The sequence below is a fragment of the Corynebacterium sp. DNF00584 genome (assembly GCF_001552965.1).
GTDB lineage: Bacteria > Actinomycetota > Actinomycetes > Mycobacteriales > Mycobacteriaceae > Corynebacterium > Corynebacterium phoceense.
In genome coordinates, this window is record NZ_KQ959741.1 from 51,114 (window position 1) to 77,466 (window position 26,353).

The 26,353-nt window shown below is 65.5% G+C and carries 24 protein-coding genes and 1 pseudogene; 10 read left to right on the forward strand and 15 right to left on the reverse strand.

The window, feature by feature from the left end; all coding sequences use genetic code 11:
- Positions 1–75: 75 nt before the first annotated feature.
- Complete coding sequence (locus HMPREF0307_RS04985) at positions 76–1,122, reverse strand: DUF2786 domain-containing protein (protein ID WP_066488518.1); 1,047 nt, start codon at positions 1,120–1,122, stop codon at positions 76–78.
- A gap of 184 nt (positions 1,123–1,306) precedes the next feature.
- Between HMPREF0307_RS04985 and HMPREF0307_RS04990 the strand changes: the two genes are divergently transcribed.
- From HMPREF0307_RS04990 to HMPREF0307_RS05005, 4 genes are all read left to right on the forward strand, one after another.
- Entirely contained in the window at positions 1,307–2,644 is a 1,338-nt protein-coding gene (locus HMPREF0307_RS04990) for a glutamine synthetase family protein (RefSeq protein ID WP_066488603.1), read from the forward strand.
- A 3-nt stretch (positions 2,645–2,647) separates the two neighbouring features.
- Complete coding sequence (locus HMPREF0307_RS04995) at positions 2,648–5,758, forward strand: bifunctional [glutamine synthetase] adenylyltransferase/[glutamine synthetase]-adenylyl-L-tyrosine phosphorylase (RefSeq protein WP_066488521.1); 3,111 nt, start codon at positions 2,648–2,650, stop codon at positions 5,756–5,758.
- A gap of 114 nt (positions 5,759–5,872) precedes the next feature.
- The gene (locus tag HMPREF0307_RS05000) at positions 5,873–6,193 is read left to right on the forward strand and encodes a hypothetical protein (protein ID WP_066488523.1); all 321 of its coding nucleotides are present in this window, start codon (positions 5,873–5,875) and stop codon (positions 6,191–6,193) included.
- Positions 6,194–6,625 carry a hypothetical protein gene (locus HMPREF0307_RS05005; protein WP_066488529.1) on the forward strand — a complete coding sequence of 144 codons (432 nt, stop codon included), beginning with the start codon at positions 6,194–6,196 and terminating at the stop codon, positions 6,623–6,625.
- Here HMPREF0307_RS05005 and HMPREF0307_RS05010 read toward each other — a convergent pair.
- Positions 6,622–7,953 carry an MFS transporter gene (locus HMPREF0307_RS05010; RefSeq protein ID WP_066488531.1) on the reverse strand — a complete coding sequence of 444 codons (1,332 nt, stop codon included), beginning with the start codon at positions 7,951–7,953 and terminating at the stop codon, positions 6,622–6,624. The two genes, HMPREF0307_RS05005 and HMPREF0307_RS05010, sit on opposite strands and share 4 nt — an antisense overlap.
- Before the next feature lie 39 nt (positions 7,954–7,992).
- On the opposite strand from HMPREF0307_RS05010, the gene thrC reads away from it, so the two are divergent.
- Genes thrC through HMPREF0307_RS05020 form a run of 3 tightly spaced genes read left to right on the forward strand, consistent with a single transcriptional unit; the run spans position 7,993 to position 10,111 of the window.
- Positions 7,993–9,438 carry a threonine synthase gene (thrC, locus tag HMPREF0307_RS05015; RefSeq protein WP_066488534.1) on the forward strand — a complete coding sequence of 482 codons (1,446 nt, stop codon included), beginning with the start codon at positions 7,993–7,995 and terminating at the stop codon, positions 9,436–9,438.
- Between the two features lie 3 nt (positions 9,439–9,441).
- Complete coding sequence (locus HMPREF0307_RS13150) at positions 9,442–9,591, forward strand: hypothetical protein (protein ID WP_196131218.1); 150 nt, start codon at positions 9,442–9,444, stop codon at positions 9,589–9,591.
- On the forward strand, positions 9,578–10,111 hold the full coding sequence (locus tag HMPREF0307_RS05020) for an NUDIX hydrolase (protein ID WP_066488536.1): 534 nt from the start codon (positions 9,578–9,580) through the stop codon (positions 10,109–10,111). The genes HMPREF0307_RS13150 and HMPREF0307_RS05020 overlap by 14 nt, the downstream gene beginning before the upstream one ends.
- 102 nt (positions 10,112–10,213) lie before the next feature.
- On the opposite strand, the gene HMPREF0307_RS05025 is transcribed toward HMPREF0307_RS05020, so the two are convergent.
- The 3 genes and pseudogenes from HMPREF0307_RS05025 to HMPREF0307_RS05035 all read right to left on the reverse strand — a co-directional run bounded on the left by HMPREF0307_RS05025 (position 10,214) and on the right by HMPREF0307_RS05035 (position 12,226).
- On the reverse strand, positions 10,214–11,011 hold the full coding sequence (locus HMPREF0307_RS05025; RefSeq protein ID WP_070736062.1) for a hypothetical protein: 798 nt from the start codon (positions 11,009–11,011) through the stop codon (positions 10,214–10,216).
- A 243-nt stretch (positions 11,012–11,254) separates the two neighbouring features.
- Positions 11,255–11,714, reverse strand: a pseudogene (locus HMPREF0307_RS12880) (type I glutamate--ammonia ligase); the annotation flags it as partial.
- A 146-nt stretch (positions 11,715–11,860) separates the two neighbouring features.
- The gene (locus tag HMPREF0307_RS05035) at positions 11,861–12,226 is read right to left on the reverse strand and encodes a hypothetical protein (RefSeq protein ID WP_141759190.1); all 366 of its coding nucleotides are present in this window, start codon (positions 12,224–12,226) and stop codon (positions 11,861–11,863) included.
- A 7-nt stretch (positions 12,227–12,233) separates the two neighbouring features.
- Here HMPREF0307_RS05035 and HMPREF0307_RS05040 point away from each other — a divergent pair, with 7 nt between their 5' ends.
- On the forward strand, positions 12,234–13,142 hold the full coding sequence (locus tag HMPREF0307_RS05040) for a 2-dehydropantoate 2-reductase (RefSeq protein ID WP_369799427.1): 909 nt from the start codon (positions 12,234–12,236) through the stop codon (positions 13,140–13,142).
- On the opposite strand, the gene HMPREF0307_RS05045 is transcribed toward HMPREF0307_RS05040, so the two are convergent.
- Both HMPREF0307_RS05045 and glnA read right to left on the reverse strand, forming a co-directional pair.
- Positions 13,139–13,426: a DUF1206 domain-containing protein gene (locus HMPREF0307_RS05045; RefSeq protein ID WP_066488559.1), complete on the reverse strand. Its 288-nt coding sequence runs from the start codon at positions 13,424–13,426 to the stop codon at positions 13,139–13,141. The genes HMPREF0307_RS05040 and HMPREF0307_RS05045 overlap by 4 nt on opposite strands.
- Positions 13,427–13,591: 165 nt before the next feature.
- Positions 13,592–15,025 (reverse strand): type I glutamate--ammonia ligase, encoded by a 1,434-nt coding sequence (gene glnA, locus HMPREF0307_RS05050; RefSeq protein ID WP_066488562.1) that lies wholly within the window; start codon positions 15,023–15,025, stop codon positions 13,592–13,594.
- 168 nt (positions 15,026–15,193) lie between these two features.
- Between glnA and HMPREF0307_RS05055 the strand changes: the two genes are divergently transcribed.
- Both HMPREF0307_RS05055 and HMPREF0307_RS05060 read left to right on the forward strand, forming a co-directional pair.
- A complete protein-coding gene (locus HMPREF0307_RS05055) occupies positions 15,194–15,664 on the forward strand; it encodes an RDD family protein (RefSeq protein WP_066488606.1) in 471 nt (156 codons plus the stop codon).
- A gap of 9 nt (positions 15,665–15,673) precedes the next feature.
- Complete coding sequence (locus HMPREF0307_RS05060) at positions 15,674–16,213, forward strand: NUDIX hydrolase (RefSeq protein WP_066488568.1); 540 nt, start codon at positions 15,674–15,676, stop codon at positions 16,211–16,213.
- Positions 16,214–16,460: 247 nt separating this feature from the next.
- On the opposite strand, the gene HMPREF0307_RS05065 is transcribed toward HMPREF0307_RS05060, so the two are convergent.
- The 8 genes from HMPREF0307_RS05065 to sucB form a co-directional block, all read right to left on the reverse strand.
- The gene (locus tag HMPREF0307_RS05065) at positions 16,461–17,246 is read right to left on the reverse strand and encodes a DUF4191 domain-containing protein (protein ID WP_066488573.1); all 786 of its coding nucleotides are present in this window, start codon (positions 17,244–17,246) and stop codon (positions 16,461–16,463) included.
- A 90-nt stretch (positions 17,247–17,336) separates the two neighbouring features.
- Complete coding sequence (gene lipA, locus HMPREF0307_RS05070) at positions 17,337–18,428, reverse strand: lipoyl synthase (RefSeq protein ID WP_181734559.1); 1,092 nt, start codon at positions 18,426–18,428, stop codon at positions 17,337–17,339.
- 96 nt (positions 18,429–18,524) lie between these two features.
- Positions 18,525–19,325 carry a lipoyl(octanoyl) transferase LipB gene (gene lipB, locus HMPREF0307_RS05075; RefSeq protein WP_066488577.1) on the reverse strand — a complete coding sequence of 267 codons (801 nt, stop codon included), beginning with the start codon at positions 19,323–19,325 and terminating at the stop codon, positions 18,525–18,527.
- An 83-nt stretch (positions 19,326–19,408) separates the two neighbouring features.
- Positions 19,409–19,801, reverse strand: a complete 393-nt coding sequence (gcvH, locus tag HMPREF0307_RS05080) for a glycine cleavage system protein GcvH (RefSeq protein WP_066488580.1) — start codon at positions 19,799–19,801, stop codon at positions 19,409–19,411.
- 58 nt (positions 19,802–19,859) lie between these two features.
- Positions 19,860–20,972, reverse strand: a complete 1,113-nt coding sequence (gcvT, locus tag HMPREF0307_RS05085) for a glycine cleavage system aminomethyltransferase GcvT (protein ID WP_066488585.1) — start codon at positions 20,970–20,972, stop codon at positions 19,860–19,862.
- 11 nt (positions 20,973–20,983) lie between these two features.
- Positions 20,984–23,848, reverse strand: a complete 2,865-nt coding sequence (gcvP, locus tag HMPREF0307_RS05090; RefSeq protein WP_066488590.1) for an aminomethyl-transferring glycine dehydrogenase — start codon at positions 23,846–23,848, stop codon at positions 20,984–20,986.
- A 67-nt stretch (positions 23,849–23,915) separates the two neighbouring features.
- Positions 23,916–25,058, reverse strand: a complete 1,143-nt coding sequence (locus HMPREF0307_RS05095; protein WP_066488593.1) for an MFS transporter — start codon at positions 25,056–25,058, stop codon at positions 23,916–23,918.
- A gap of 214 nt (positions 25,059–25,272) precedes the next feature.
- Positions 25,273–26,353: 2-oxoglutarate dehydrogenase, E2 component, dihydrolipoamide succinyltransferase (gene sucB, locus HMPREF0307_RS05100; protein ID WP_082723239.1), on the reverse strand; the 1,081-nt coding region annotated here is incomplete at its 5' end.

Here is a 26,353-nt window from a genome sequence, read left to right on the forward strand (position 1 = left end):
ACGTGTGGGTGTCCTTCTGGGCCCGATCCTACCTTTTAGGGGTAGAAAGTGGCCCATAATGATGCGTGGCTGTGGTTACGCGGTGAGCGCCCGCTGGCGCGCGTCGAGTCCGGCCGAATCGCCGCCCAAGCGCGCGGACTCAGCGGCGGCGATGCCGTCATGCAATCCGTCGAGGTGCGTCGCCGACAGCGAGAGCGTCGACAGGTGAGGGAAGAGACGGTCGCGGGTTTCCTCGGCTGCGGTCAGGCGGCGGGCGAGGACGGGCAGTGCCTGCGAAGCCACGGTAGCGAGGTCCGTGGACGAGGAGGGCGCATCTTCACAAGACACGGCGGAGCCGGAAGTGGAGTCGTAAGAATTCGCCTCCTGCAGCAGGTCACCAATCCTGGTGGCGTAGGACAGGCGGAAGCTACGGCGGTAGGCCGCGGTGGTGCGGGTGCGCTTGGCCTCGGCAGCGCCGGGGGAGGACGTGAGGAAGTGCTCGCACTGGCGGGCGAGTGAAGCGTGGAGATCGATGACATGGTCGAGGTCGCCTGCGGTGCCGATGAGCGAGACCAGCCCGCGGGAGTCGATGAGCACGCCGGTGACGCCGTTGGCGTAGCAGACTGCGGCGAGCAGGCTGAACTTGTGCTTGACGTACGGGGCGTCGAGATAGACGCGGCGGGTGATGGGGGCGGCATGGGGATCCTGCAGGGCCTCAGTGAGGCGGTGGGACTGGCGCAGGGACTGGGCGCGGGCGATGAGTGCGTCGGCCTCCCCTTCGAATTCGGTGGACTCGGCCTTGCGCAGGAGGGCCTCGATCTTGCGGCGGATCTTGGCGGCGGGGTCGGATTCGGGCGTCGTGGGTGGGGTGAGGAGTTCGACGTCGCGGAGCACCTTGAGGGAGGTGAGCTCCGCATGCCAGGAGGGTAGAAGACCCACGTCGTAGAAAGGATCGGCGGGTGGCAGTAACCTGAGCCAGGCGGCGCGCAGGTAGGGCGAGGCTACGCGCGCGGGCACGCGGATGGCAGCACGGTGGGCTAAAGGATGGATGGCAGGGCCGAGGATGTGGAATAGGTCGTCTGGGGTCCAGCCGCGCAGGGCGGCGATGACGATGTCGTCGACGATGGTGGTGGGGCTCATCATGGCGTTCTCCTTGAGTGGTTTTAGTAAGAGTGTTCTAACGGAGTGCGCTTAGACTCGCATGGTGCGTGGACATGAATGAGGCGAGACACCCCCGCAGGCTACCCCCGAGATGCTCTGGTGAGCTGGGCAAAGCGGATGAAAAGTACTGCCCAATAGAGTTGGCAGCTCCGCTAGAGTGAAGGGCATGAATAGCCAACACGAGTTTGTCCTGCGCACCGTCGAGGAGCGCGATATTCACTTCATCCGCCTGTGGTTTACCGATATTTTGGGCGGCTTGAAGTCCGTGGTCATCAGCCCCTCGGAGTTGGAGGACGCATTTGAGGAGGGCATCGGCTTCGATGGCTCCTCGGTGGAAGGTTTTTCGCGCATTTCGGAGTCGGACACCATCGCGCTTCCGGACCCGTCCACGTTCCAGATTCTTCCGTTTGACCAGGACGATCCCAACCTGCAGTCGGCGCGTATGTTCTGTGATATCCAGCAGCCGGACGGTCAGGCCTCGCTCGTGGACCCGCGCCAGATTCTGCGCCGCCAGGTCGCGGACGCCGCGGCGGATGGCTTTAGCGTCAAGGCCTCGCCGGAAATTGAGTTCTTCCTGCTTAAGGAGCTCAAAGAGACGGGCAAGTTGAAGCCCACGGATAACGGCGGCTACTTCGACCAGGCGAGCCAGAACACCGCGCCGCGTTTCCGCTCGTATGCGATGCTGGCGCTGGAAGAGATGGGCATCTCCACGGAGATGAGCCACCATGAGACAGCGCCAGGGCAGCAGGAGATCGACCTGCGGCACGCGGACTTGCTCACCATGGCGGATCACATTATGACCTTCCGCTTCGTTATTAAACGTGTGGCCACCAACCAGGGCATTCGCGCGACGTTTATGCCCAAGCCTTTCGAGGAGCACCCGGGCAACGGCATGCATACGCACTTCTCGTTGTTTGAGGGAGAGACGAACGCCTTCCACGATCCGGATGACGAGTTCGCGCTGTCTACGACGGCGAAGCAGTTCATCGCGGGCATCCTCGAGCACGCCACGGAGATGACCGCCGTGACCAACCAGTGGGTCAACTCCTATAAGCGTTTGATGTTCGGCAACGAGGCGCCGGGTTCGGCGACATGGGGCGTGTCCAACCGTTCGGCGCTCGTGCGCGTGCCCACGTATCGCCTGGGAAAGGCGGAGTCGCGCCGGGTGGAAGTGCGCAATATCGACGCGCTCATGAACCCGTACCTGGGCTACGCCGTCATCCTTGCTGCGGGGCTCAAGGGTATCCGCGAAGGCTACGAGCTGGGCGAGCCGGCCGAGGACGACGTCCATTCGCTCACCCGCCGCGAGCGCCGCGCGATGGGCTACAAGGATCTGCCCACCTCGCTCGACCAAGCGCTGCGCGTCTTCGAGCGCTCCGAGTTCATGGCGGACATCCTCGGCGAGCACGTCTTCGAATTCTTCCTGCGTTCCAAGTGGGACGAATGGCACCGCTACCAGGCGCAGATCACCACCTCCGAGCTGCACACCAACCTGGACTTCTAAGCTATGGCGAAGATTCCCTCACCTGCCACGCTGGGGCTTACTCGTCCCACCGCGGCGCAAGACCTCGAAGAACTCGGCTGGACCACCGAGGAGACCATTCCGCTGCTGTGGACGCTCGCGGCCTGCGGTAACGCGGACGTCGCGCTCAATACCCTCATGCGCATCCACGACGCCGCCCCCGAGCTCGAGCCCGCCATGCGCGCTGACGAGGCCCTGCGCGTGCGTGTCCTCGCCCTCCTCGGCGGCTCCACGGCGCTGGGCGATCACCTCGCCGCGAACCCCGAGCTGTGGCACGAACTCGCCAAGCCGCTGCCCACCGTCGCGGAGTTCTACCAAGAGATGCTCGGCGCCATCGAGGCACGCCCTGCGGCCTATGAGACGGAGCTGACGCGGCCGGATGGGGCATCGGCAAGCTTGAGCGGGCCCGGCACCTACGTCGCGGGCATCCGCGAGGCCAAGATTTTGCTCAAGTCCACCTACCGCACGCTCGTCATGCGCCTGGCCGCGCACGACCTGGCCGGCACGCTTCATTCCCGCAAGGGGCAGACCGTGGCCCAGCCCGAAGTCCCGTTCCGCGAGGTCACGCGGCTGACCACAGGGCTTGCCGATGCCGCCCTTACCGCAGCGTTAGCCGTCGCCGTCCGCGTCGTCTATGACGAGGCTCCGCTCGACGCCCAGCTGGCCGTCATGGCCTTGGGCAAGTGCGGCGCGAACGAGCTCAATTACATCTCGGACGTGGACGTTATCTTCGTCGGCTCCGAGGCCACCCCGCGGATTACGCGCGTCGCGGCGGAATTCAATCGGATTGGTTCCGCGTGCTTCTTTGAGGTCGACGCGAACCTGCGGCCGGAGGGCAAGTCCGGCGCGCTCGTGCGCACGCTTGATTCGCACGTGACGTATTACAGGCGCTGGGCGGAGACCTGGGAGTTTCAGGCGCAGCTCAAGGCCCGCGTGCAGACGGGCTACCTGCCGCTGGGCGAGGACTACATCGCGGCCGTCAAACCGATGGTGTGGGAGGCCTCCCTGCGCGACTCCTTCGTCGAGGACGTTCAAGCCATGCGCCGACGCGTGCTGGAGAACGTCCCTCCGGAGCTGAAGACCCGCGAGCTCAAGCTCGGCACGGGCGGCCTGCGCGACGTCGAATTCGCAGTGCAGCTCCTCCAGCTCGTGCACGGCCGCTCGGATGAGTCGCTGCGCGTGCTCAATACGATCGAGGCGCTCGAGGCGCTGGTCGCCGCAGGTTACGTCGGCCGCGAGGATGGCCACCAGCTCATCGAGGCCTACGAGTTCCTGCGCCTGCTCGAGCACCGCCTCCAGCTCGAGCGCTTCCGCCGCACTCACCTGCTACCGGAGGAGGGCGACGCCGTCGCATGGCAATGGCTCGCGACCGTCGCCGGGTTCAACCCGGACGGCGCGCAGTCCGCCTCCCAGGCGCTCGCGAAGCGCCTCAAAGAAATCCGCGTGCTCGTCAATGATCTGCACTCGCGCCTGTTCTACCGGCCGCTTCTGCATTCGGTGGTCAATCTCGACTCGGATACGCTCAAGCTCTCGCCGGCCTCGGCGAAGCTGCAGCTCGCAGCACTCGGCTACACGTTCCCGGACCGCGCCTTCGAGCACCTCACAGCGTTGGCCACAGGGTCCTCGCGCAAGGCCCGCATCCAGGCCATTTTGCTGCCCACGCTCATGGGCTGGCTTGCCGAGGCCGCGGACCCCGACGCCGGCCTGCTCAACTACCGCCGCTTGTCCGAGGCCGCCTACGACGCGACGTGGTTCCTGCGCATGCTCCGCGACGAGGGCATCGTGGGCCAGCGCCTCATGCATATCCTCGGCACCTCGCCGTACGCCGCCGAGCTCATCATTTCCGCGCCCGACGTCGTCAAACAGCTCTCGGACGGCGCGACCGGACCCAAGCTGCTCGAGACCTCGCCGCAGCAGGTGTCCACCGCGCTCGTGCGCTCGACTAAGCGCCACGCGGATCCGGATAAAGCCGTCGCCGTCGCACGTTCACTGCGCCGCATCGAGCTCGCGCGTGTCGCGGCCGCGGACCTGCTCGGCTTCATGGACGTGCGCGAGGTCTGTCTCGAGTTGTCTACCGTGTGGAACTCCGTGCTCGAGGCCGCGCTGCGTGCCGAGATCCGCGGCTGGCAGGGCGCCCATAAGGCACCCGAGGACGCGGACTTCCCACGCCCGCCCGCGCGCATCGCGGTTATCGGCATGGGCCGCCTGGGCGGCATGGAGCTCGGCTTTGGCTCGGACGCGGACGTCATGTTCGTCGCCGAGCCCGCCGAGGATGCCGTCGACCCCGAGACCGGCGCCCCCGTCGACGAGACCACCGCCGTGAAGTGGGCCGTCACCATCGTCGACGGTCTGCGCCGCCGGCTGGCCAAGCCCTCGGGCGACCCGCCGCTCGAGGTCGACCTGGGCCTGCGCCCCGAGGGCCGCTCCGGTCCTGTCGTGCGCACCATCGCTTCCTACGAGCGCTACTACCGCGAGTGGGGCGAAGCCTGGGAGATGCAGGCGCTCCTGCGCGCCGCATTCATCGCCGGTGACGAGGAGGTCGGCTTCCAGTTCATGGAGCTCATCGACGGTTTCCGCTACCCGGCGGGCGGTGCCTCCGAGTCCACGATTCGCGACATCCGGCGCATGAAAGCCCGCGTGGACAATGAGCGCCTGCCCCGCGGCGCGGACCGCAATACGCACCCCAAGCTCGGCCGCGGCGGACTCACGGACATCGAATGGACCGTGCAGCTGCTCACCATGATGCACGCCCACGAATGCCCGGAGCTGCGCAATCCCTCGACGCTAGGCACGCTCGACGCGCTCGAGACCCACGAGATTCTGCCCGCCGCGAAGGTGAGCGCGCTGCGCGAGGCGTGGTGCCTGGCCACCGATGTGCGCAATGCGCTCGTGCTCGTGCGCGGCAAGCGCGTGAACCAGCTGCCGCCGCCGGGCCCGCAGCTCGCGCAGGTCGCCGGCGCCTCCGGCTGGGCCCCGGAGGACAACCAGGGCTACCTCGACCATTATCTCAAGACCACGCGGCACGCCCGCCGTGTCGTCGATGAGGTCTTCTGGGGCGAGCCCGAGTCTCTCGAGCACGAGGAAGGTCCGTTCTAACTGCCGGTTTCCTGGCAATAGCCTGCCGATGCCCCCTTATCCCTAGGCAGCGCCCCCACGCGCGGCCTAGGCTAGATAAGTCACTTGAAACACGGAAGGCGGACGGACCACCCCATGGCTTTGACTCTGCGCTTGGATCTTTCTTCGGCGAATGTTGCAGACCTGGAGGCGCTGCTCGCAGCGGCGCGCGCCGGGGGCATCGGCGGCGAGGGCCGCGTGAGCCTCGACGGCACGGAGCTCGTGCTTACCGTCGCCGAGCCCGCCGCCACGCAGGAGGCCCCGCGCCCTGCGACGCCGGACGCCTCGCAGCACTCGAACCCGGTCGAACTCGTCGGACCGGTGGGGGAGGCCGCCATTCGCTCCGTCATCGATATTTTGAGCGGCCGCCAGAATCCGCCGCGCACCCCGGGCTTCGGCGAAAACGAGGCGCGCTAGATGTCGCGACGTTTCATCAACGCGGCGCTGTCTGTTTTCGTCGTGGTCGCCGTTGTGGGCCTGGGACTGTGGTTCTACCTGCGCGACCGCGCACCCGCCGGCGCCCAGACCGTGGGTGAGGCTGTCGCGGAGCTCAGCGGCAGCTCCACGAATACGGACACGATAAGCTCCAACCTCGTCACGGTCCTTGACCGCCTGGGTGTGTTCACACACAGCCCGCTGCACGACCCGGCGCAGTCTCCCGCGCCGGACACCGCGGAGTCGCGCGACGAGCTCATCTCGCGCATGGAACAGGCCGTGGGCCGCGGCGAGCTCACCGCCTTCGAGGCTCGCGCCGTGCTCAAGGCCTACGACCAAGGCCTTATCACCGGCGGAGAGTCGCCGCTCGTTGTCCTGGACTCCGGCGAGGCCCCGGAAACTTCTGAGTCTTAAACCGCGTCTTCAGCAGCGTCGTCCTCGATGGCGATAATCTTCACGCGGCGCGGCGCATGCGGCTGGAAGCGCTTCTCCACGAAGTGCGTGACCACGATGCCCGCCAGGCCGAAGAGCCACACGCCCAGCACCGCGAGCGCGCCGTGGCGGAAGTCCGCCCACTCCATGCCGCGCGAGCTTAAGACCATGCCCATGATCTGCGCGCCGAGCATGCCCGCGACGAAGCCGCCCATATTCGCCAGGCCCGTCGCCGTCGCCACAACGTCATGCGGCAGGCGCTCGCGGATCTTGTCGAACCCGTAATTCGACACCGGCTGCAGCAGTGCCATGACGAACATCATGACCACGACGACCCAGAAGCCGCGCGGCGAGCCTGTCGCGAAGAACAGCGCCCAGCACACGATGTGGGTTGCTGCGAAAGCGAGCGCCACCCAGTCGCGCACGCCCGACAGCCGAGCAGAGATACGCCCGTGGATCGGGCCCGAGAGCACCATGAAGACGGTATTAAGGGTGAGCACGATGCCGGCGGCGGCATCGGAAAGCCCCATGGCTTGCGTCATCATGGGCATGCCCCACATCATGACGAAGACCGGAGCGGCGAGCATGCCCGAGAAGTGGATGAAGAAGCAGTTCCACGCCGTCGCCGAGGTGACGACGGCGGCGAGGCGGGCACGGAGGCTGGGAACGGGGGCATCGGAAGGCGCGGCGGCGGGAAGAATGCCGAGCTTCTCCGGGGAGTCCGCGACGGCGACCGAGGCTGCGAGCGCGACGAGGATGCCCACCGCGCCGAGTGTGACAAACGCCGTGGTCCACCCAGTCACGCCGAGGTACCAGAGGAAAGGAATCGCGGAGATGAACTGGCCCAGCTGGCCCAAGGCGCTCGTGACCTGCGTGAACATCGGCGTGCGGTGCAGCGGGAACCAATAGGGCAGGATGCGCATGACTGACAGGAACGCCGTCGCATCGCCGGCGCCGATGAGGACGCGCGCCGCGACCGCGACCCAATAATTGCTGGTAAAGCCGAGGACAACCTGTCCGATGCCCATGACAAGCGCACCGGCGACGAGCATCGCGCGCGGGCCGAATTTATCGATGGCGACGCCCGTGGGAATCTGCGCCAGCGCATACGTGCCCACCTGGATGGAGGTAAACACGGCGATGGCGCCGGCGGTGGAGTCGAAACGCTCGATGGCATCGAGGCTCGCGACGCCGAAAGAGGTACGGCCGGTAATCGCCATGGTGTAGACCGCCATCGCGGCGACCCACACCCACAGCGCCTTCGTGGTGATGACTTCGCGGGGGTTCGGGACCGACTTTTCTTCCGACATGGGTGTAAAGTGTACGCCCCGCCCACTATGGTGTTAGAGGTGGATTATATTTCGACGCGCAATGAAGAACGCACCCCAGCTAAATTTACGGACATCCTTCTAGGCGGACTTGCCCCTGATGGTGGCCTGTACCTGCCGTCGGAGTATCCGACGATTACCTCGTCCATGCTGGATGAGTGGCGCTCCGTGCTCGCCGACGGCGGCTATTCGGCGCTCGCCGCCGAGGTGCTTAAGCTCTTCATCGACGACATTCCCGCCGCGGACATTGAGGCGATTGCCGCGCGTGCGTACACCACGCCGAAGTTTGCCTCGGAGGAGATCGTCCCCGTCACTTCTTTGGGGGATGGGCTCTGGGTTGGCCACCTGTCCGAAGGCCCCACCGCGGCGTTCAAGGACATGGCCATGCAGCTTTTGGGCGAGCTCTTCGAATACGAACTCGGCCGCCGCGACGCGTCGCTGAATATCCTGGGCGCGACCTCGGGCGATACCGGCTCGTCTGCCGAGTACGCCATGCGCGGGCGCCGCGGCATCCGTGTGTTCATGCTCACCCCAGCCGGCCGCATGACCCCGTTCCAGCAGGCCCAGATGTTCGGCCTCGACGACCCGAATATCTTCAACATCGCTTTGGACGGCGTCTTCGACGACTGCCAGGACGTGGTCAAGGCCGTCTCCGCCGACGCGGAGTTTAAATCCACGTACGCCATCGGCGCCGTGAACTCCATCAACTGGGCGCGTCTCATGGCCCAGGTCGTCTACTATGTCAACTGCTACCTGCGCGTGACCTCCTCCAACGACGAGAAAGTCTCGTTCTCCGTGCCGACCGGCAACTTCGGCGATATCTGTGCGGGCCACATCGCGCGCCAGATGGGCCTGCCTATCGACCGTCTCATCGTCGCGACCAATGAGAACGACGTGCTCGACGAGTTCTTCCGCACCGGCAACTACCGCCCGCGCCCCGCGTCCGAGACCATGGCGACGTCCTCGCCGTCCATGGACATCTCCCGCGCCTCGAACTTCGAACGTTTCGTCTTCGACCTCACCGGCCGCGACGCCGCACGCACCGCGGACCTCTTCGGCACGAAGGTCAAGGAGGGTGGCTTCTCTGTCTCCGCCGCGGAATTGGCTGCCGCGCGTGACGAGTACGGCTTCACCTCGGGCCGCTCGACCCACGCCGACCGCCTGGCGACCATCAAGGACGTGCACGAGCGCTACAACTACCTTGTCGATCCGCACACCGCGGACGGCATCAAGGCTGCGCGCGACGCCCAAGCTGCCGATGCCATCGCAACCCCCATCGTCTGCCTCGAAACGGCACTGCCGGTCAAGTTCGCGGACACCATCGAGGAAGCCATCGGCACCGTCCCGCCGTCCCCCGCACGCTTCGAGGGCATACTCGACGCCGAGCGCCACGTCACGGATCTTCCCAACGACGTCGCCGCCGTCAAGGACTTCATCACCACATCCATCGACACCACGGAGGTCTAAAACATGGCACAGGAACAATTCGCCGGGCCCGAGTACTTCACCGAGTTCGACCCGGAGAAGTTCATCCGCGACATGAAGCAGGTCAATGAAATGGACGAGGAGGCGGCCGAATCATCCGACTCCGCAGAGAAGACCAACGATGCCGACTCCTGATTTCATCCTGCGCCTGCGTTCCCGGATTGGCCACGAGCCGCTCCACCTGCCCGGCGTGACCGCCGTCATCCTGCGCGACGTTCCCATGGGCGCTGCGGTATGGGAGGTGCCGTCGGTGCTGCTCACGCGTCGCGCCGATACCGGCACCTGGGCACCTGTGGCCGGCATCTCTGAGCCCGGTGAGGACATCGGGGAGACCGCCGTGCGCGAGGTCCTCGAGGAGGTCGGCCTGGAGGCCCGCGTCGAGGCGCTCCTTGGCTCCGGAAAGACGGACCCCGTGACCTATCCCAATGGCGACCAGTGCACGTTCATCGACACAGCGCTGCGCCTGTCCGTGCCCGACGATGCTGAGCCCGTTGTTTCCGATGACGAGAACCTCGACGCCGCCTGGTTCTCCGTGGCAAAGCTGCCGCAGAGCGTCCACGCTCGGCACCGCATGATCATCGCGGACGCGGTGGCGCAGATGAAGCATCCGCAGGGCTTCCGGCCGCGGGTGGGCTTCGTGAAGCGCTCACGGTAGCTCGTCCTGTTTCAAGCCAGCTCCGTCTCGTGCGGTGGGTTGGCTTTGGTTTTGTGGCGGTTTGGGCTGATTCAGAGGCCCTGAAGCGCCATAAACCCAAAGCTAGGAATTCTGCCCGCGGAACTCACGGACCCGTGCGGACACGGCCCGGTAGGCCTCGCCAGAGACGACGTCGCGGTAGCCGAAGCGGAGAATGATAAGCCCGTGCTCGGAATAGAGGGCATCGGAACGACGCTTTTCGCGGTCGAGGTTGAACGCCTGGTCCTCGGAGGACGTCCCGTATTTTCCTTTGCCATCGAGCTCGACAACGATGGGCGTGTCATTGACTCGGAAGTCCACTCGGTAGGTGCGTCCGCGCACGGTGAAGGAGGCTTGAGGGGTGACGCGAAAGTCATTGGTCGTAGTACATTGCGCGTAGAAGATTGCTTCCAAGGCAGAGTCGAGGCGAAGGGGAGGGGCGGCCAAAGCAATCATGTCTTCGATGCCGCCGAGCTTTTTGATCCCTAAGTCTCGGCATTCCTTGGCGCACTGGGCAATGTCGCTATAGGCAGTAGGTACGCGTGACATAAGGCTACACAGCGCGATGAGCGCCGCGGTATGCCCATAGAGGCGGTAAAGGTCAACAACCGTGCGTGCCGGGATGGTGATGAGTGAGCCGTTGTAGTCGCAGTAATGAGAAGCAGGTACCGCGCTGTAGAGCGGCAGCTCATAGGGGTCTTTTGTCGTTGTTGGGGCACAGTAGGTCTCGACCCGGGTGGGAAAAGCTTCGAGCCGCCAGAGTCCGACCACTGCCGCAGCGGCGTGCCCAGCGAGGAGGCGTCCGCGCGCTGCGAAGGAGTGCGCGAAGAGTGGATATTTCTCCCAGTCCGAGGTGGGAACCTCTGCGGTAGGGAAATACACGCTGCGATTGATACGCGTGAGGGTTCCGCGCCGAACGGCGCGGGAAATCACCCCACGGCTGTTCGGAATATGCGTTTGATCACGTGGGAGGATGAGTCCAGATTCGGTACGGCGGAAGTCCCCGAGCTTCCAATGCCGCCCTCTCCCCGAGACAGTCATGCTGCTCATCATAAAGGAAACAACATGACTGCGCAGGGCGAGAAGGTTAGACCGCCAGCGGCGTCGTCCGCGGGGTCACGGCGATGGGGAGGTTGGGAAGGATCTGCCTTTGATGCGTGTCTTGTAGCCGGTGTTCGGGGTGCCGTCGAGGTTGGTGGCGCGGCCACGGTTCCACCAGCCCTCATTGGAGTCGACCTCGTAGAAGCCGGTGTTGGTATCCGTGGAGAAGCGGACGGAATCAAAGAGGTAGAACTCGGTCTTGGCGTCGAAGCCGCACGTGTCCGCGATGCCCGTCGATGCCAGGTATTCCTCGGCCTTGCCGGCGACGTCGCGCGGGTAGCAGGAGAAAGGATCGAGGTGAGAGGATCGTGGACGAAGAACTTGATAGTGAGCGCCTTCTCGATGCGGAACGGGTCGAGCACGGCGGAGGCCGGAATGGTGAAGTGATTCTCGGTGCCGGGATGTCGGTGAAACGCACGTCGACGAAACGTACGTCCTAACCCTTGATAAACCTCACGACGTCCTGGATGGTCTGGAGTGCCATGGGGCTGATACTCCTTGCGAATGAAAGCTCGGCGAGGCATGGGCCCGCGTTGGTTTTCTATACGCTAAAAGGCGTGCGTCTTATCTTTCTATTATGTGCGGGCGGCGGGGAGCTTTACACATGCCAGGTAGGACGTGTGACGTTAGTTACTGGGGGAGAATAATATTCTCTAGCTCCGCCGGTGCGGCGGCGTGGTGCACCGCGCCGTCGGCGACATAGTCCGCGACGGTAGCCGGGGCGAAGCTGTCGCCGCAGACGACGATGGTCTCGTCGCAGATGAGCAGGAGCCGGGCCGCGGCGGCAAGCTCGAAGAGGAGCGGAAGGTCAGCGCGCGACCACTGCCAAGCAGTGGCGTAGAAACTTGTCCCGTAGGGGTATGAGGTCTCGAGCAGGAGAGTGCCGCGCCGGAGAAAAATGCCATCGCGCGGGAGGCTTGCCAGGACGCGGCGGGCTGCTGCGGGGTGGGGAAGGGCGGCATCGGCAAGCGGGGCGAACGTTAAGGTAGAAGCCATGAAGATCATGATTTTAGGCGCCGGGGCCGTGGGAGGCTACTACGGCGGGAAATTGCAGCAGGCCGGACACGAGGTGGGATTCATCGCGCGCGGGGCGACACTGGAGGCGTTGCGCGAGCGCGGGCTGGACCTCGGCGGGAAGGTCGTGGCGCCGTCCTGGGCGGCGGAGAGCGCGGCCGAGCTCGTGCAGGCGATGGGGACGCCGGAGGTGATTATCGTGGCGTCCAAGGCGCTGCCGGGGAACGCGACGTTTAGCGACCTTCCGCAGGTCGACGAGCTGGCCGGAGTGCCGGTGGTGACGACGCATAATTCGGTGGAGACGCATTATGAGGCCGCGCGGCTCTTTGGTGATGAGCGGGTCTTTGCCGCGGTGATTCGCGCGTACCTCACGCGCACGGGGCCGGCGGAGATTCGTCTGAACCCTGGGCCGCTGTCGCTGAATTTCGGGCCGCTGCCGGGGGCGCGCGCGCCGGAGCTCGACGCCGTGGGGCGTTTCCATGCAGCGCTGCATGAGGCGGGGATTGACTCGGAGTATTTCCCGGACGGGGAGATCATGGTCGACGTGTGGTCGAAGGCGATGTTTGTCGCGACGACGGGTGCTCTCGGCGCGCTGGCGGGCCGGCCCATGGGTGTGCTGCGCACCGAATTGCGGCCGCAGCTACGCGGGCTCATGGAAGAGGTCGCGGCGGCCGGTCGTGGCTGTGGAGTCGCGCTGCCAGCGGACATCGTGGACCGGACGCTCGCGTTTGCGGACGAGCAGTACGCGGAGGCGACGAGTTCCATGCACCGCGATATTGAGGCGGGATTGCCTCATGAGCTCGACGCGCAGATTGGTGCCGTGCGGCGCATGGCGGCGAGCGTCGAGGTGGGCACGCCGTTGCTTGACTACACGCAGGCTGTGCTCGAGGCGCGCTAGTCTGCGTCGCCGTAGCGGGCACGGCCGATGGTGTAGACGCCAAAGCACACGAGCCCGATGGCGGTAATGATAAGCAGGACCTGGTCGAAGGGCTGGGCACCGATGGTGTGGAGGGCGGCATCGAGGCCGCCGGCCTTCTCTGGGGCGTGGGAGGCCGCGACCCAGATGACGAGCGCGCCCGAGTTGGAGGCCTCCTCGCTGTAGCCGCCCCGGGAGATGCGGAAGGCGAGCCAGCCGATGAGGACGAAGACGGCGCCGAGGACGACGAAGCCGACGCTCGTCATCCGGTTGAGCGCCTGAGATTGCTGCGCGCGGATTCGGCAGCGTTGCGGGCGGTGTTGCGTGGAGAGCTCGTAGGTTCACCCTAGGGGCGCAGGCACTAGTGCGTACGCGAAACCCACGCGGAGCCCTGTGCGAACGGGGCCCGGCGGGGGTGAGAGGTGCGGCGTTTAGCAGTCGAAGTACATCTCGAACTCTTGCGGGGTGGGGCGCATGCGGTTCGGGGTGATTTCGTTGTCGTACTTGTACTGGATGTAGGTGTCGATGAGGTCTTCGGTGAAGACGTCGCCTTCGGTGAGGAAGTCCGAGTCGTTGCGCAGAGCCTCAAGGGAGGCCTCGAGGGAGGTCGGGGCCTGCGGGATGGATGCGGCCTCTGCCGGCGGCAGCTCGTAGAGGTCCTTGTCGACCGGAGCGTGCGGCTCGATGCGGTTCTTGATGCCGTCCAGGCCAGCCATCATCATGGCAGCGAAGCCGAAGTACGGGTTGCCGGACGGGTCCGGAGCGCGGAACTCGATGCGCTTGGCCTTCGGGTTGGAGCCGGTGATCGGGATGCGGACCGCGGCGGAGCGGTTGCGCTGGGAGTAGACGAGGTTGATGGGGGCCTCGAAGCCCGGCACCAGACGGTGGTAGGAGTTGAGCGTCGGGTTGGTGAAGGCGAGGACGGCACCGGCGTGGTGGAGGATGCCGCCGATGTAGTAGCGGGCCAGGTCGGACAGTCCGCCGTAACCAGCCTCGTCATAGAACAGCGGGGAGCCGTCCTTCCACAGGGACATGTGGGCGTGCATGCCGGAGCCGTTGTCGCCAGCGAGCGGCTTGGGCATGAAGGTGGCGGTCTTGCCGAACTCAGCCGCGGTGTTCTTGATGATGTACTTGAAGGTCTGGATATCGTCCGCCGCGTGGAGCAGGGAGTTGAAGCGATAGTTGATCTCGTTCTGGCCGCCGCCCACCTCGTGGTGGAAGCGCTCGAGCGCGAAGCCGGCCTCCTGCAGGTTCTCCACCATGGCGTCGCGGACCTCGACGTGCTTGTCGTAGGGCGCCGTCGGGAAATAGCCGCCCTTCATGCGCGTCTTGTAGCCGATGTTCGGCGTGCCGTCGAAGTTGGTGTCCGCACCGCGGTTCCACCAACCCTCGTCCGTGTCGACCTCGTAGAAGGCGTGGTTGACGTCGGCCGTGTAGCGGACGGAGTCGAAGAGGTAGAACTCGGCCTCGGCACCGAAGAAGCAGGTGTCTGCGATGCCGGTGGAGGTGAGGTACTCCTCAGCCTTGCGCGCGACATTGCGCGGGTCGCGGGAGAACGGCTCGTGGGTGAACGGATCGTGGACGAAGAACTTGATGTTGAGGGTCTTCGCAGAGCGGAACGTATCGAGCACGGCGGTGGCCGGGTCGGGCATGAGCGTCATGTCAGACTCGTCGATGGAGGTGAATCCGCGGATGGAAGAACCATCGAAGGCAAGGCCTTCTGCGGCGGCTTCCTCGGTGAATTCGGACGCGGGGATGCTGAAGTGGTGTTCGGTGCCCGGAACGTCGGTGAATCGAATGTCGACGAACTTGACGTCTTCGTCCTCGATAAACTTCACAACGTCATGGATCGACTCGAAAGCCATGGTGTCTCCTCTAATTTCGGTCGCTTAACAGGGCTGGCTTCAATATTATGCAATTGCGGGTAGTGACGGGCCTAATCCTACCGGATGGGACGCTTTCAACACTCACCCGGTTTGGGGGATTGGCGCGCCGCTTTGGCGCCCACCGTGGGCCTGCGTATCTTAGACATCATGGCTGAGAAGAAGACGTGGCTCGATGGCCCCAGCATCCCCGGCGAGAATGATTATGAGACCCCTGGCCGGTGGCCGGGGGAGAAGCTCGGTCTCCCGGAGCGCGGTGCGGGTGCCCTGGCGCCCGTGTCCCGCCGCGCGGGTGCGGTCCTTATCGATTGGCTGCTGTGCTACGCCGCGGCGGCGATCGTGGGCTACTTCGTCCCTCTCTTTGGCGGCGTGGCGTTGCTCACGTACGTGTTGTGGATCGTGCTAGGCATTCTCGGCGGGTGGCTTTTCGCCCGCACGCCCGGCATGGCGTTGCGCGGCATGGGCGTTGCTCGTCTTGATGCCCCCGGCGAGCGCGTCGGCTTCTGGCGCGCCGCCGTGCGCACGCTGCTTACCGCCTTCATCTTCCCCGCGGCCCTCGTGGACATGGACGGCCGCGGCATGCACGACCGCGCGACCGGCACCGTGGTTATCTACGCCTAGGGATAAGCGATGACAGAACTGTGGGACATCGTGGACAACGACCGGCAGCACACGGGCGTGCGGGTGGAACGCCAGCTGGGCTTGCCCGATGGCCAGCTACACCAGGTCGTCCACCTATGTCTCTTTGACGTGCGCGGCCGCATGCTCATCCAGCGGCGCGTCGACACGAAGTCCACGTGGCCGGGCATGTGGGATGTCACGGTGGGCGGTTCCGTTATCGCGGGGGAGACGAGCGCACAAGGCATCGCGCGGGAGGTGCGCGAGGAACTCGGCCTGGAGCTGGAGTTCACCCGTCCGGCGTTCACGTTTAACTTTGCGTACGGCTTCGATGACTTTTATGTGGTGCGCGCGGATATCGACGAGCGCACACTGGCCGTGCCTAACGCGGAGGTCGCCGAGGTCGCATGGGCGAGCTTCGCCGACATCCAAGCACTGAAGGCGCGCGGGGAGTTCATCAACTACCGCGACAGCGCGCTGGCCCTGGCCTTCGACTTTGTTGGCGAGAACGGCGTGCGCAGCGATATCTTTGACGGCCGTCCTAGGCCGTAATAAACACGAAAAACGTTCAACCCCTTGCCGCCGCGATCTCCATCGCAGCGACAAGGGGTGAACGTGTCATTGCTTGTTGGAAAGCAACAGTCCGGTCCCCACCTCTCTGTTCCTCCTCAAGAACGCTCACGTGTCACGGTGTGCGCTCTCGCCGCCCCGGTGTAACGCGAAAAGTCATTAATTCTAGGCGTAGGAAAACGAGAAAATCCGCAATAAAAATTGCGGATTCTCACGTCGGGCCAAAAGGCTACTTGTGCTTGCGCTCAGCGGCGCGGCGCATGCGGCGGTTCATGCCGGCCATGTTCTGCGCCTGGTGGGGCATAGGCCCCTTGGGCAGGCCCGGTTGGGCGCCTGGCATGGCGTCCATGGCCTCGATGCGGCGGATATTGGTCTGCGTCTCGTTCTTATTGAAGTTACGCGGCAGGCGGATGATGTGGTTGCGCAGCTTGGACACGGGGACCTCGTCCTCGCCGGACCCCACGTAGACCTCGTAGATAGGAACGCCGGCGGCCATCTTGTCAATGCGCTTCTTCAGCTGCGCCATGGACGGCTTGAGGCGGTTCTTGTTTCCCTCAGCGACGAGGATGACACCCGGGTTACCGATGACGCGGTGGATAAGGTCCTGCTGGCGTGTAGCAGCGATGCCCGGCTTGACGGACCACACGAGACCCACGGAGTTCTTCAGCTGCTGCTCGAGTGCCCAGCCCGCGACGCCGGGCTGGTCCTCGACCTTGCGGTACATGTCGCGCTCGACGCGGCGGGTAAATAGCCACATGGCGAGCACGAAGCCGACGCCCAAGCCCAGGATGAGCATGAACCACTCGCCACCCCAGAGCATGCCGATGAGGAAGAAGACCAGCGCGACGCCCAGGATGGACGCGAGCATGATGGGCACGAGCGCCTTGTCCTGCTTGCGCTGCATCTGGAAGACCTGCCACATTTGCTGGCGGGTCTGCTTGCGCTGGGCACGCTTGTTGGCGCGCTCTTCCTTTTTGGCGGCGCGCAGTGCCGCCTTGTCATCACCTTTAGCCATGGCTCCTACTTTAAATGGTTGTATGTCAAAAACGCGAAATAACGCCGCCCTTCGCCACAATTGGCGGAAGGCGGCGCTAGGGACAAGCGATTAGCGGATGGTCGCGGAGACCGTCTCGGGCTTGGCCGGGGTTTTCACCATGCGGGTCGTCACGGGCGTCTCGACGGACGGGCCGTACTTCTCGAGCAGAGTGGAGGCTTCCTGGGCGGTAGCGCCCTCGGAGGTCTCGGCGAGATGCGCGAGGTGGGGCGGCAGCTCGCGGCCGCGGGCCTCCATCGCCTGGACGTAGAGACGGCCAGCGCGGTAGGAAGAACGCACGAGCGGGCCGGACATAACGCCGCCGAAGCCGAGCTCCTTGGCATACTCGGCGTGCTCGACGAACTCCTCCGGGCGCACCCAGCGCTCGATGGGGTGGTAGCGCGGGCCAGGGCGCAGGTACTGCGTAATCGTGATGATGTCGCAGCCGGCGGAGTGCAGGTCGCGCAGGGCTTCCTGAATTTCCTCGGGCGTCTCGCCCATGCCGAGGATGAGGTTGGACTTCGTGATGAGGCCGAAGTCGCGGGCCTGACGGATGACGTCGAGGGAACGCTCGTAACGGAAGGCCGGGCGGATGCGCTTGAAGATGCGCGGGACGGTCTCTACGTTGTGGGCGAAGACCTCCGGCTGTGCGGAGAAGACTTCTTCGAGCAGGTCCGGCTTGCCGGAGAAGTCCGGGGTGAGATTCTCCACGCCGGTGTTCGGGTTGAGCTCGTGGATTTTGCGCACGACCTCGGCGTAGAGCCAGGCGCCCTCGTCGGGCAGGTCGTCGCGGGTGACGCCGGTGATGGTGGAGTAGTTCAGCTGCATGTTGCGAACTTCTTCGGCCACGCGCAGCGGCTCCTCGCGGTCGAGCGGCTCGGGCTTGCCGGACTTGATGTCGCAGAAATCGCAACGGCGCGTACAGGAGTCGCCGCCGATGAGGAACGTGGCCTCGCGGGATTCCCAGCACTCGTGGATATTGGGGCAGCCGGCTTCCTGGCACACGGTGTGCAGGGAGGCGCCCTTCACCTTGTTTTTGATGTCCTCATAGCCAGGACCGGTTCGGACTTGGTTACGGATCCAGCGCGGCTTCTGCTCAATCGGGGTCTCGGAATTCTTGGCCTCGATGCGCAGCAGCCTGCGTCCTTCATGCTTAACACTCACGGTCTACACCCTACGCTGAAAGTCGATGTTCTCTAAAGCCCGCGGGGCCGCGGGTTCCCCCATCGCAACGACGCGGTCAAGGGAGCTATTCCTCTTTTATTCGTGCGCTGCGCGAGCCTTGCGGCGCGCCTCGGCGGCCTGCTTGCCGGGGTCCGGCGCGGAGGCAAAGGTGTGGTCTGCGACGATGAGCCGGCCCGCGAGCGCGTCGTCGAGCGCGCGCAACAGCGGCACCTCGGCCTCCTCCAGCGTGACGTCGCGGCCCAGCTCCAGGGAGAGTGTCGTGACGTCAGCGTCGTCGATGCCGCACGCCACGATGTGACCGTAGTACTCGAGCGTGTTATTGCAGTTCAAGGCGAGTCCGTGCATGGTCACGCCGCGCGTAATGCGGATGCCCAGCGCGCCGAGCTTGCGGTCGCGCTTCGGTGCCGCCGGGTCCGCGGCCACGGTCGTGTGGGGGACCCAGACGCCGGAGCGCCCGTCTACGCGGCCGGCGGTGGTCACCCCCAGCTCGCGCACGGCCTGAATGATGGCTTCTTCGAGGCGGCGGACATAGTCCACGACGTCGACGGGCTCGGCGAGCTTAATAATGGGGTAGACCACGAGCTGGCCCTCGCCGTGCCACGTGATGCGCCCGCCTCGGTCGACGGTGATGACGGGCAGGCCGTTGTCCGGCATGTCCGACTCGAGCGTGCGCTTGCCCGCCGTATAGATATTGGGGTGCTCGACGACGAGGATGACGTCGCTCACCTCCTCGGCCGCGCGCTGCTTCGCGAGTGCTGCTTGGTAGTCCCAGGCCTCCTGGTAATCCATCCGACCCAAGTGGCGGATCTCCAGAGGCGCGCCGGAGGCGCGGATGGAGCGGTCGGCAGGGAAGAACGGGTCGCGCGGTGCAGTCATAGAACAAGTTCTAGTCGCGCCCGCCCTGGGCGCGCAAAAGGGGGCATCGGAAAGCTTTCCGATGCCCCCTTGGGAGGGTGGGCTTACTCCACGCCGTTGGCTGCGGCGTAGGCGGCGGCGTCCATGAGCTCGCCGGCCTCGGAGACCTCGACCTCGAAGAGCCAGCCTTCGCCGAACGGGTCGTTGTTGACCAGCTCGTAGGCGTCGTGGATGCCCTCGTTGACGGCGGTCACGGTGCCGGTGACGGGGGAGTAGAGGTCAGAGACGGACTTGGTGGACTCGACCTCGCCGCAGGTCTCGCCGGCGGTGACGGTGTCGCCGACGGCGGGCAGCTCGGCGAAGACAACCTCGCCGAGGCGGTCAGCGGCGACGGAGGTGATGCCAACGCGCAGGGTCTTGCCCACGACCTCAGCGGCGGGGGCAGCGATCCACTCGTGGTCTTCGGAGTAGGAGAAATTCTCGGGCAGATTCGACATGTGGGTTCCTTTCTAGAGGTTCAGTTTAAGTCTAACGGCCGTGTGCGTCGCGCTGGTGTTAGTCCGCACGCTTGTAGAACGGCGTCTGCGTGACGGCGAAGGGGTAGCGCTTGCCGCGGATATCGACCTCGACGGCGTCGCCGGGGTTCAGGCTCGCGGCGGTGTCGATGAGTGCCAGGGCGACGGGGTGGCCGAGCGTGGGCGACGGCTGGCCGGAGGTGACGGTGCCGACCTTGGTCTCACCAACGAAGACCTCGGCGCCGTGGCGGGCGGCGCGGCGCTGCTCGGAGTCGAGCGCCGTGATGACCTGCTGTGGGCCTTCGGCGGCGCGGGCGCGCAGGGCATCGGCGGCAACGAAGTCGCCTTCCTTCTTGGCGAAGGCGCGGGCCATGCCCGCCTCGACCGGCGTGATGTCGCGGGAGAGCTCGTTGCCGTAGAGCGGCATGCCGGCCTCCAATCGCAGCGAATCGCGGGCGGCGAGGCCGCAGGGCTTGATGCCGTATTCCTCGCCGGCCTTGAGCAGCTCGTTCCACAGCGCCGGGGCGTCCGAATTGTAGACGATGAGCTCGAAGCCGTCCTCGCCGGTGTAGCCGGTGCGGCAGATAAAGGCGTAAATGCGGGCGACCTTACCGGTCATCGCCGCGTAATACGGCAACTCGTAGACGGCCTCCTGCTTGTTGTCCTCGACGAGCGGGATGAGGATCTCCGCGGCCTTGGGGCCCTGGATGGCGATCATGGCGACGTCGCGGGACTCCGACTTGAGGTCCACGTCAAAGCCGTCTGCGCGCTCGTTGAGAGCCTCCCAGACGACGTCGACGTTCGACGCGTTGGGAACGACGAGGAACTTCGTCTCGCCCAGGCGGTAGGTGATGAGGTCGTCGAGGATGCCGCCGTCTTCGGCGACGATCATCGAGTACTTCGCCTTGCCCACAGGGAGCGTGGTGAAGTCCGAGATAAACGCGTAGGAGAGGAACTCCGCGGCGCGGTCGCCGTTGACCCAGATTTCGCCCATGTGGGAGAGGTCAAAGAGGCCGGCGGCTTCGCGGACGGCGCGGTGCTCCTCGAGCTCGCTGCCGTACTTGAGCGGCATGTTCCACGGGCCAAACGCGGTAAAGGACGCGCCGAGCTTCTCGTGCTCGGCGTGGAGCGGGGAGTGCAGCAGTTCAGACATGGTTTCCTCTCTTACTTCTCGTCGGTGTTCGTGTCGGCGCCAGCCGACACGTCGAAGGCCTCGGGCGGCGGGCAGGCGCACACGAGGTTGCGGTCGCCGTAGGCCTCGTCGATGCGGCGCACCGGCGGGAAGTACTTCGTGCGGCGCAGGCTGGACACCGGGTAGGCGGCCTGGGCGCGGCTGAACTTAAACTCCCACTCGTCGGCGGCGACCGTCGCAGCGGTAAACGGCGCGTTGTGGATGACGGAGTCCTCATAGGCGATCGTGCCGTCGATGATCTCCTGGATCTCCGCGCGGATGGTGAGCATCGCCTCGATGAAGCGGTCGAGCTCGCCCTGGTTCTCGGACTCGGTGGGCTCCACCATGAGCGTGCCCGCAACCGGGAAGGCCAGCGTCGGGGCGTGGAAGCCGAAGTCGACGAGGCGCTTGGCGACGTCTGCGGCGGTGACGCCGGAGGCAGAGGTCAAGTCACGCAGGTCGAGAATGCACTCGTGGGCAACGAGGCCCGCGTTGCCCGTGTAGAGGATGGGGAACGCGTCGTGGAGGCGCGAGGCCAGGTAGTTCGCGCCCAGGATGGCGTGCGCGGAGGCCTGCTCGAGACCCTTCGCGCCGATCATGGCGAGGTACGACCAGGAAATTGGCAGGACGCCGGCGGAACCGAACTCGGTGGAGATCAGCGGCACGCCGTGGCCGACCTCGGTGGGCACGGTCGGGTCGATGGCCGGGTCGTTGGCGTTGGTCGGCAGGAACGGCACGAGGTGTTCCGCGACCGCGACTGGACCGACGCCCGGGCCGCCGCCACCGTGGGGGATGGTGAACGTCTTGTGCAGGTTCAGGTGGCTGACGTCGCCGCCGAACTCGCCCGGCTTGGCCCAGCCGGCGAGCGCGTTGAGGTTCGCGCCGTCGATGTAGACCTGTCCGCCGGCCGCGTGCACCTTGTCGCACACGTCGCGGACCTCCGGGTCGAAGACGCCGTGGGTGGACGGGTAGGTGATCATGATGCCAGCGATGTGCTCGCCGTGCTGCTCGATCTTTGCGTCGAGATCGGCGAGGTCGATGGCGCCGTCGTCCGCGGTCTTGACCACGACGACGCGCAGGTTGGCCAGCGTTGCCGAGGCTGCGTTCGTACCGTGCGCCGAGGACGGGATGAGGATAACGTCGCGGCCGTGATCGCCGTTGGCGACGTGGTAGCGGCGGATGGCGAGCAGGCCGGCGAGCTCGCCTTGGGAACCCGCGTTGGGCTGCAGCGAGACCTTGGCGTAGCCGGTGATCTCAGCCAGCCAATCCTCGAGCTCGTGGATGAGCTGATGCCAGCCCTTCGTCGTCTCCGCGGGGGCGTACGGGTGGATGCCCGCGAACTCCGGCCAGGAAATCGGCTCCATGGCGGCGGTGGGGTTGAGCTTCATCGTGCACGAGCCCAGCGGGATCATCGTGCGGTCGAGCGCCAGGTCCTTGTCCGCGAGCTCGCGCAGGTAGCGCAGCATCTGGGTCTCGGAGTGGATGGAGCTGAAGATCGGGTGGGTGAGCGCCGGGGTAACGCGCTTGAGCGCCTCGGGCAGGCGCGAACCCTGCGCCGGGGCTACCTCGTCAACGCGGAACGCGGCGGCGAGCGTCTCCACGTCGGCCGCGGTGGCGGACTCACCGAAGGAGACGGACACCTTGTCCGCGCCGATGGCGCGCACGAGGTAACCCTGCTCCTGCAAGGCGGACTTGATGGCGGCGGCATCGACGCCCGTGACGGTGACGGTGTCGAAGAACTGCGCGGAGACGATTTCCTTGCCAGCCTTGACCAGCGAGGTTGCAAAGGAGTCCGCGAGGTCGTGGATGCGCGTCGCGATGGCACGCAGGCCCACCGGGCCATGGTAGACGGCGTACATGGACGCCACGTTGGCGAGCAGCGCCTGCGCCGTACAGATGTTGGAGGTCGCGCGCTCGCGGCGGATGTGCTGCTCTCGGGTCTGCAGCGCGAGGCGGTACGCCGGCTGGCCGTCCGCGTCGACGGACACGCCCACGAGGCGGCCCGGCAGCTGACGCTTGAGCTTGTCGGTGACAGCCATGTAGGCGGCGTGCGGGCCGCCGAAGAACATCGGCACGCCGAAGCGCTGGGTGGAGCCCACCGCGATGTCCGCGCCGAAGGAACCGGGGCCCTCCAGCAAAAGCAAGGAGAGCGGATCCGCGTCGACGGTCGCCAGGGCGCCGCGGGTGTGTGCCTCCTCGATGATGGCGCGCGGGTCGAGGATGTCGCCCTCGGTGCCGGTGTAGGCGAGGACGACGCCCACGATGTCCTCGCCGACCAAGCCCTCACGCAGGTCCACGATCTCGACCTCGAGCTCGATGGCGCGGGCACGCTCGGCGGCCACGGCGAGCACCTGCGGGTGCATACGGGCGTCGAGGACCACGCGGCGACCCTTCTTCACAGCGCGTGACATAAGGCCCACGGCCTCGGCGACCGCGGTGGCTTCGTCGAGCAGCGACGCATTCGCGATGGACAGTCCCGTGATTTCCTCGATGAGCGTCTGGAAGTTGAGCAGCGCCTCGAGGCGGCCCTGGGAAATCTCCGGCTGATACGGCGTGTACGCGGTGTACCAGCCAGCATCTTCGAGCAGCCCGCGGCGAATGACCGCCGGAGTGAGCGTGTCAGAAAAGCCCTGGCCGTAGAAGGACTTCAGAACCGTATTGTGCGAGGCGTATTCGCGCAGCTTCGCCTGCGCCTCGTCTTCAGACAGGGGCTCCGGCAGCTGGGGGCCGCCAGCGGCGCGGATCGCGGCGGGAAGGGCAGCGTCAACAAGCGCTTCAACGCTGTCGTATCCCACCTGAGCAAGCATGGTGGCCTGCTCCTTGGCATCTGGCCCGAGGTGACGGGAGATGAATTCCATGAATATATGACTCCTTTGGGGTGTGGAGGCCTGTAAAGACGCACTCAGTATATTGCGAAGTACGCCACTATTTCGCGGCTTTACCCCTACTGCTCACCCACACGAGCGCGAGTGTTGCGAGCGCCACCGCCGTGCCCACCACAAAACTGGTGGCATGGCCCACGCGCGGCGCCAGAAGCGAGAGCAGAAAGGGGGCAAAGAAGCCCAGATAGGTGAGTGCGTAATACACCCCCGTCGCCGCGCCCAGCTCCGCCGCCGGGGCGACCTCTTGGGTCTTCGCGAGCCCTACGACCATGAGGATTCCGTAGGCTGCGCCGAGCACCAAGCTCGCCACCGGCAGCAACCAGACGACCCATGCATGGTCCCGGTTCGCCGCGATGACCGCGCCGACCACCATCCCCACTGCCGCGAGCCCCAAGCCTGCCGATGCCCCCAAGCCCAACGCCCAGCGCTGCACCACCGCGCCCGTGCCCATGGTGAGCATGGCGAGCAGCCCGGCTGCCGCGATGGGGTGGGCGAGGTGCCCCATGACCAGTCCCGGCAAGTACGCGAAGGACGTGGTGACCACGCCGAATACCCACGGCGCGAAGACGGCGACAGGCACGAACTCCCGGGTGAGCAGGCTGAGCGGCGGGTGTGCCTTGCCTGCCTGTGGGCGCGGGCCTTCCGGTGCGGTCCACGCGAGCGGCAGTATGAGCAGTGCGAGTACGAGGTGGGGGACATAGGGCGCCAGCGTGGGCCACGTCGTGAATTGTGCGAGCAGTCCCGCCAATGCTGGCGCGAGCGCGAATCCGAGTGTGAGCGCCAACGAGGAACGCTTAGCTCCAATGGCGACGGTGGCGGAAAGCTCCTTGACCCACGAGGCGCCCGCGGACATGACGAGCCCCACCGCCACGCCGATGATGAGCCTGCCCGCGAGCAGCGCTAGGAACGAGCCATGGAGGCCGGTGAGGAGAATGAGCGAGCCAAGCGCCGTCGCGAGGAGCGCAGGGCGCAGCACCGCGCGGCGCCCCCGCACGTCCGAGACCGGTCCACCGATAAAGAGCGCGCCGATGAGCCCCACGGCGTAGACGCCATAGAGGAACGTCGTGTGGGTTTCCGTGAGCGCCGTGTGCTGGCGGTAGGTGAGCACCATTGGCGCAAAAAGGTTTGCGCCAAACGCGACGACGAACATGCCCAGGACGACGCGGACCCACACCTCATTCTTCATACCGACACAGTCTAGTGTCCTGAATCACTCAATGCGGGGCGTTGTGGCCCGGAGATTGTGCGCGAAAAATCCCTCCAGCACATATAGCGGCCATGCGGCAGCGGGCCGGCATGCCTTATATGTGCTGAATGGATGTGGCGCGCTGAGCTATATCCGCAAAACGCCCGCACCCCGCGACGCAAGTGCGCAGCGGGGTGCAGGAGGGAAGCGGTCCTTAGAGGTTGAGGTCAGCCTCGAAGTCTGCGGTTTCCAGACGGTCCTTGATGGTGGTCACGAAGCGACCAGCATCGGCACCGTCGACGACCTGGTGGTCGTACGTGAACGGCAGGTAGCACATCTGGCGGATGGCGATGGCGTCCTGGCCGTTCTCGTTGACGACGACCGCGCGCTTGGTGATAGCGGCGGTGCCCAGGATGCCAGCCTGCGGCGGCACGAGGATCGGGGTGTCGAGCAGCGCGCCCTCAGAGCCGATGTTCGTCACGGTGAAGGTAGCACCGGTGAGGTCGTTCGGCTTGAGCTTGTTGTTGCGTGCCTTGTCAGCGAGCTCCGCAATCTGCTGCGCGATCTCCGGCAGGGTGAGGTCCTGTGCCTTGTGGATAACCGGGGTGAGCAGACCGCGCGGGGTGTCGACGGCGATAGCGACGTTGACGTCCGCGTGGTAGGTCATTTCCTTCGTCTTCGAGTCGTAGGACGCGTTGACGTTCGGGTGGGAGACCAGAGCCTCGACCGTAGCCTTGACGATGAACGGCAGGAAGGACAGGTTCGCGGAGTACTTGTCGATGAAGGCCTGCTTGGACTTCTTGCGCAAGTCCCAAACGGCGGTCATGTCGACCTCCTGGACGTGGGTGAGCTGTGCGGAAATCTGCAGCGCCTCGACCATCTTCGCAGCGGTGATCTCGCGGATGCGGTTGACCTTCTGCGTGGTGCCGATGAGCTCCTGCTTGGCCGGATCCACGGACTTGGTGGACCAGCGTGCGCGTGGGTCAGCGGAACCAGACTGTGCCTGTGCTGCCGGTGCGTCGCCCTCGCCAGCCGCGGCCAGGACATCCTGCTTGCGGATGCGACCGCCGACGCCGGTGCCGGTGACGGTGTTGAGGTCCACGCCATGCTTGTCAGCGAGCTTGCGGACGAGCGGGGTGACGTACGGGAGGTTGTCGCCGTTGTTGACCTTGGTGGAGGTGGAAGCGGCAGCCTGCTCGGACTTCGGAGCTTCCTTTTTCTCTTCCTTCGGCTCCGGCTTCTTCTCCTCGGTCTTTTCTTGAGCCTTGGGTTCTTCCTTGGCTTCGGACTTTTCG

What these genes read in the sequence shown, in the direction of transcription:
- HMPREF0307_RS04985 (WP_066488518.1), bottom strand. Translation starts at nt 1,122, where the DNA reads ATGATGAGCCCCACCACCATCGTCGACGACATCGTCATCGCCGCCCTG.
- HMPREF0307_RS04990 (WP_066488603.1), top strand. Translation starts at nt 1,307, where the DNA reads ATGAATAGCCAACACGAGTTTGTCCTGCGCACCGTCGAGGAGCGCGAT.
- HMPREF0307_RS04995 (WP_066488521.1), top strand. Translation starts at nt 2,648, where the DNA reads ATGGCGAAGATTCCCTCACCTGCCACGCTGGGGCTTACTCGTCCCACC.
- HMPREF0307_RS05000 (WP_066488523.1), top strand. Translation starts at nt 5,873, where the DNA reads ATGGCTTTGACTCTGCGCTTGGATCTTTCTTCGGCGAATGTTGCAGAC.
- HMPREF0307_RS05005 (WP_066488529.1), top strand. Translation starts at nt 6,194, where the DNA reads ATGTCGCGACGTTTCATCAACGCGGCGCTGTCTGTTTTCGTCGTGGTC.
- HMPREF0307_RS05010 (WP_066488531.1), bottom strand. Translation starts at nt 7,953, where the DNA reads ATGTCGGAAGAAAAGTCGGTCCCGAACCCCCGCGAAGTCATCACCACG.
- HMPREF0307_RS13150 (WP_196131218.1), top strand. Translation starts at nt 9,442, where the DNA reads ATGGCACAGGAACAATTCGCCGGGCCCGAGTACTTCACCGAGTTCGAC.
- HMPREF0307_RS05020 (WP_066488536.1), top strand. Translation starts at nt 9,578, where the DNA reads ATGCCGACTCCTGATTTCATCCTGCGCCTGCGTTCCCGGATTGGCCAC.
- HMPREF0307_RS05035 (WP_141759190.1), bottom strand. Translation starts at nt 12,226, where the DNA reads ATGGCTTCTACCTTAACGTTCGCCCCGCTTGCCGATGCCGCCCTTCCC.
- HMPREF0307_RS05040 (WP_369799427.1), top strand. Translation starts at nt 12,234, where the DNA reads ATGATTTTAGGCGCCGGGGCCGTGGGAGGCTACTACGGCGGGAAATTG.
- HMPREF0307_RS05045 (WP_066488559.1), bottom strand. Translation starts at nt 13,426, where the DNA reads ATGACGAGCGTCGGCTTCGTCGTCCTCGGCGCCGTCTTCGTCCTCATC.
- glnA (WP_066488562.1), bottom strand. Translation starts at nt 15,025, where the DNA reads ATGGCTTTCGAGTCGATCCATGACGTTGTGAAGTTTATCGAGGACGAA.
- HMPREF0307_RS05055 (WP_066488606.1), top strand. Translation starts at nt 15,194, where the DNA reads ATGGCTGAGAAGAAGACGTGGCTCGATGGCCCCAGCATCCCCGGCGAG.
- HMPREF0307_RS05060 (WP_066488568.1), top strand. Translation starts at nt 15,674, where the DNA reads ATGACAGAACTGTGGGACATCGTGGACAACGACCGGCAGCACACGGGC.
- HMPREF0307_RS05065 (WP_066488573.1), bottom strand. Translation starts at nt 17,246, where the DNA reads ATGGCTAAAGGTGATGACAAGGCGGCACTGCGCGCCGCCAAAAAGGAA.
- lipB (WP_066488577.1), bottom strand. Translation starts at nt 19,325, where the DNA reads ATGACTGCACCGCGCGACCCGTTCTTCCCTGCCGACCGCTCCATCCGC.
- gcvH (WP_066488580.1), bottom strand. Translation starts at nt 19,801, where the DNA reads ATGTCGAATCTGCCCGAGAATTTCTCCTACTCCGAAGACCACGAGTGG.
- gcvT (WP_066488585.1), bottom strand. Translation starts at nt 20,972, where the DNA reads ATGTCTGAACTGCTGCACTCCCCGCTCCACGCCGAGCACGAGAAGCTC.
- gcvP (WP_066488590.1), bottom strand. Translation starts at nt 23,848, where the DNA reads ATGGAATTCATCTCCCGTCACCTCGGGCCAGATGCCAAGGAGCAGGCC.
- HMPREF0307_RS05095 (WP_066488593.1), bottom strand. Translation starts at nt 25,058, where the DNA reads ATGAAGAATGAGGTGTGGGTCCGCGTCGTCCTGGGCATGTTCGTCGTC.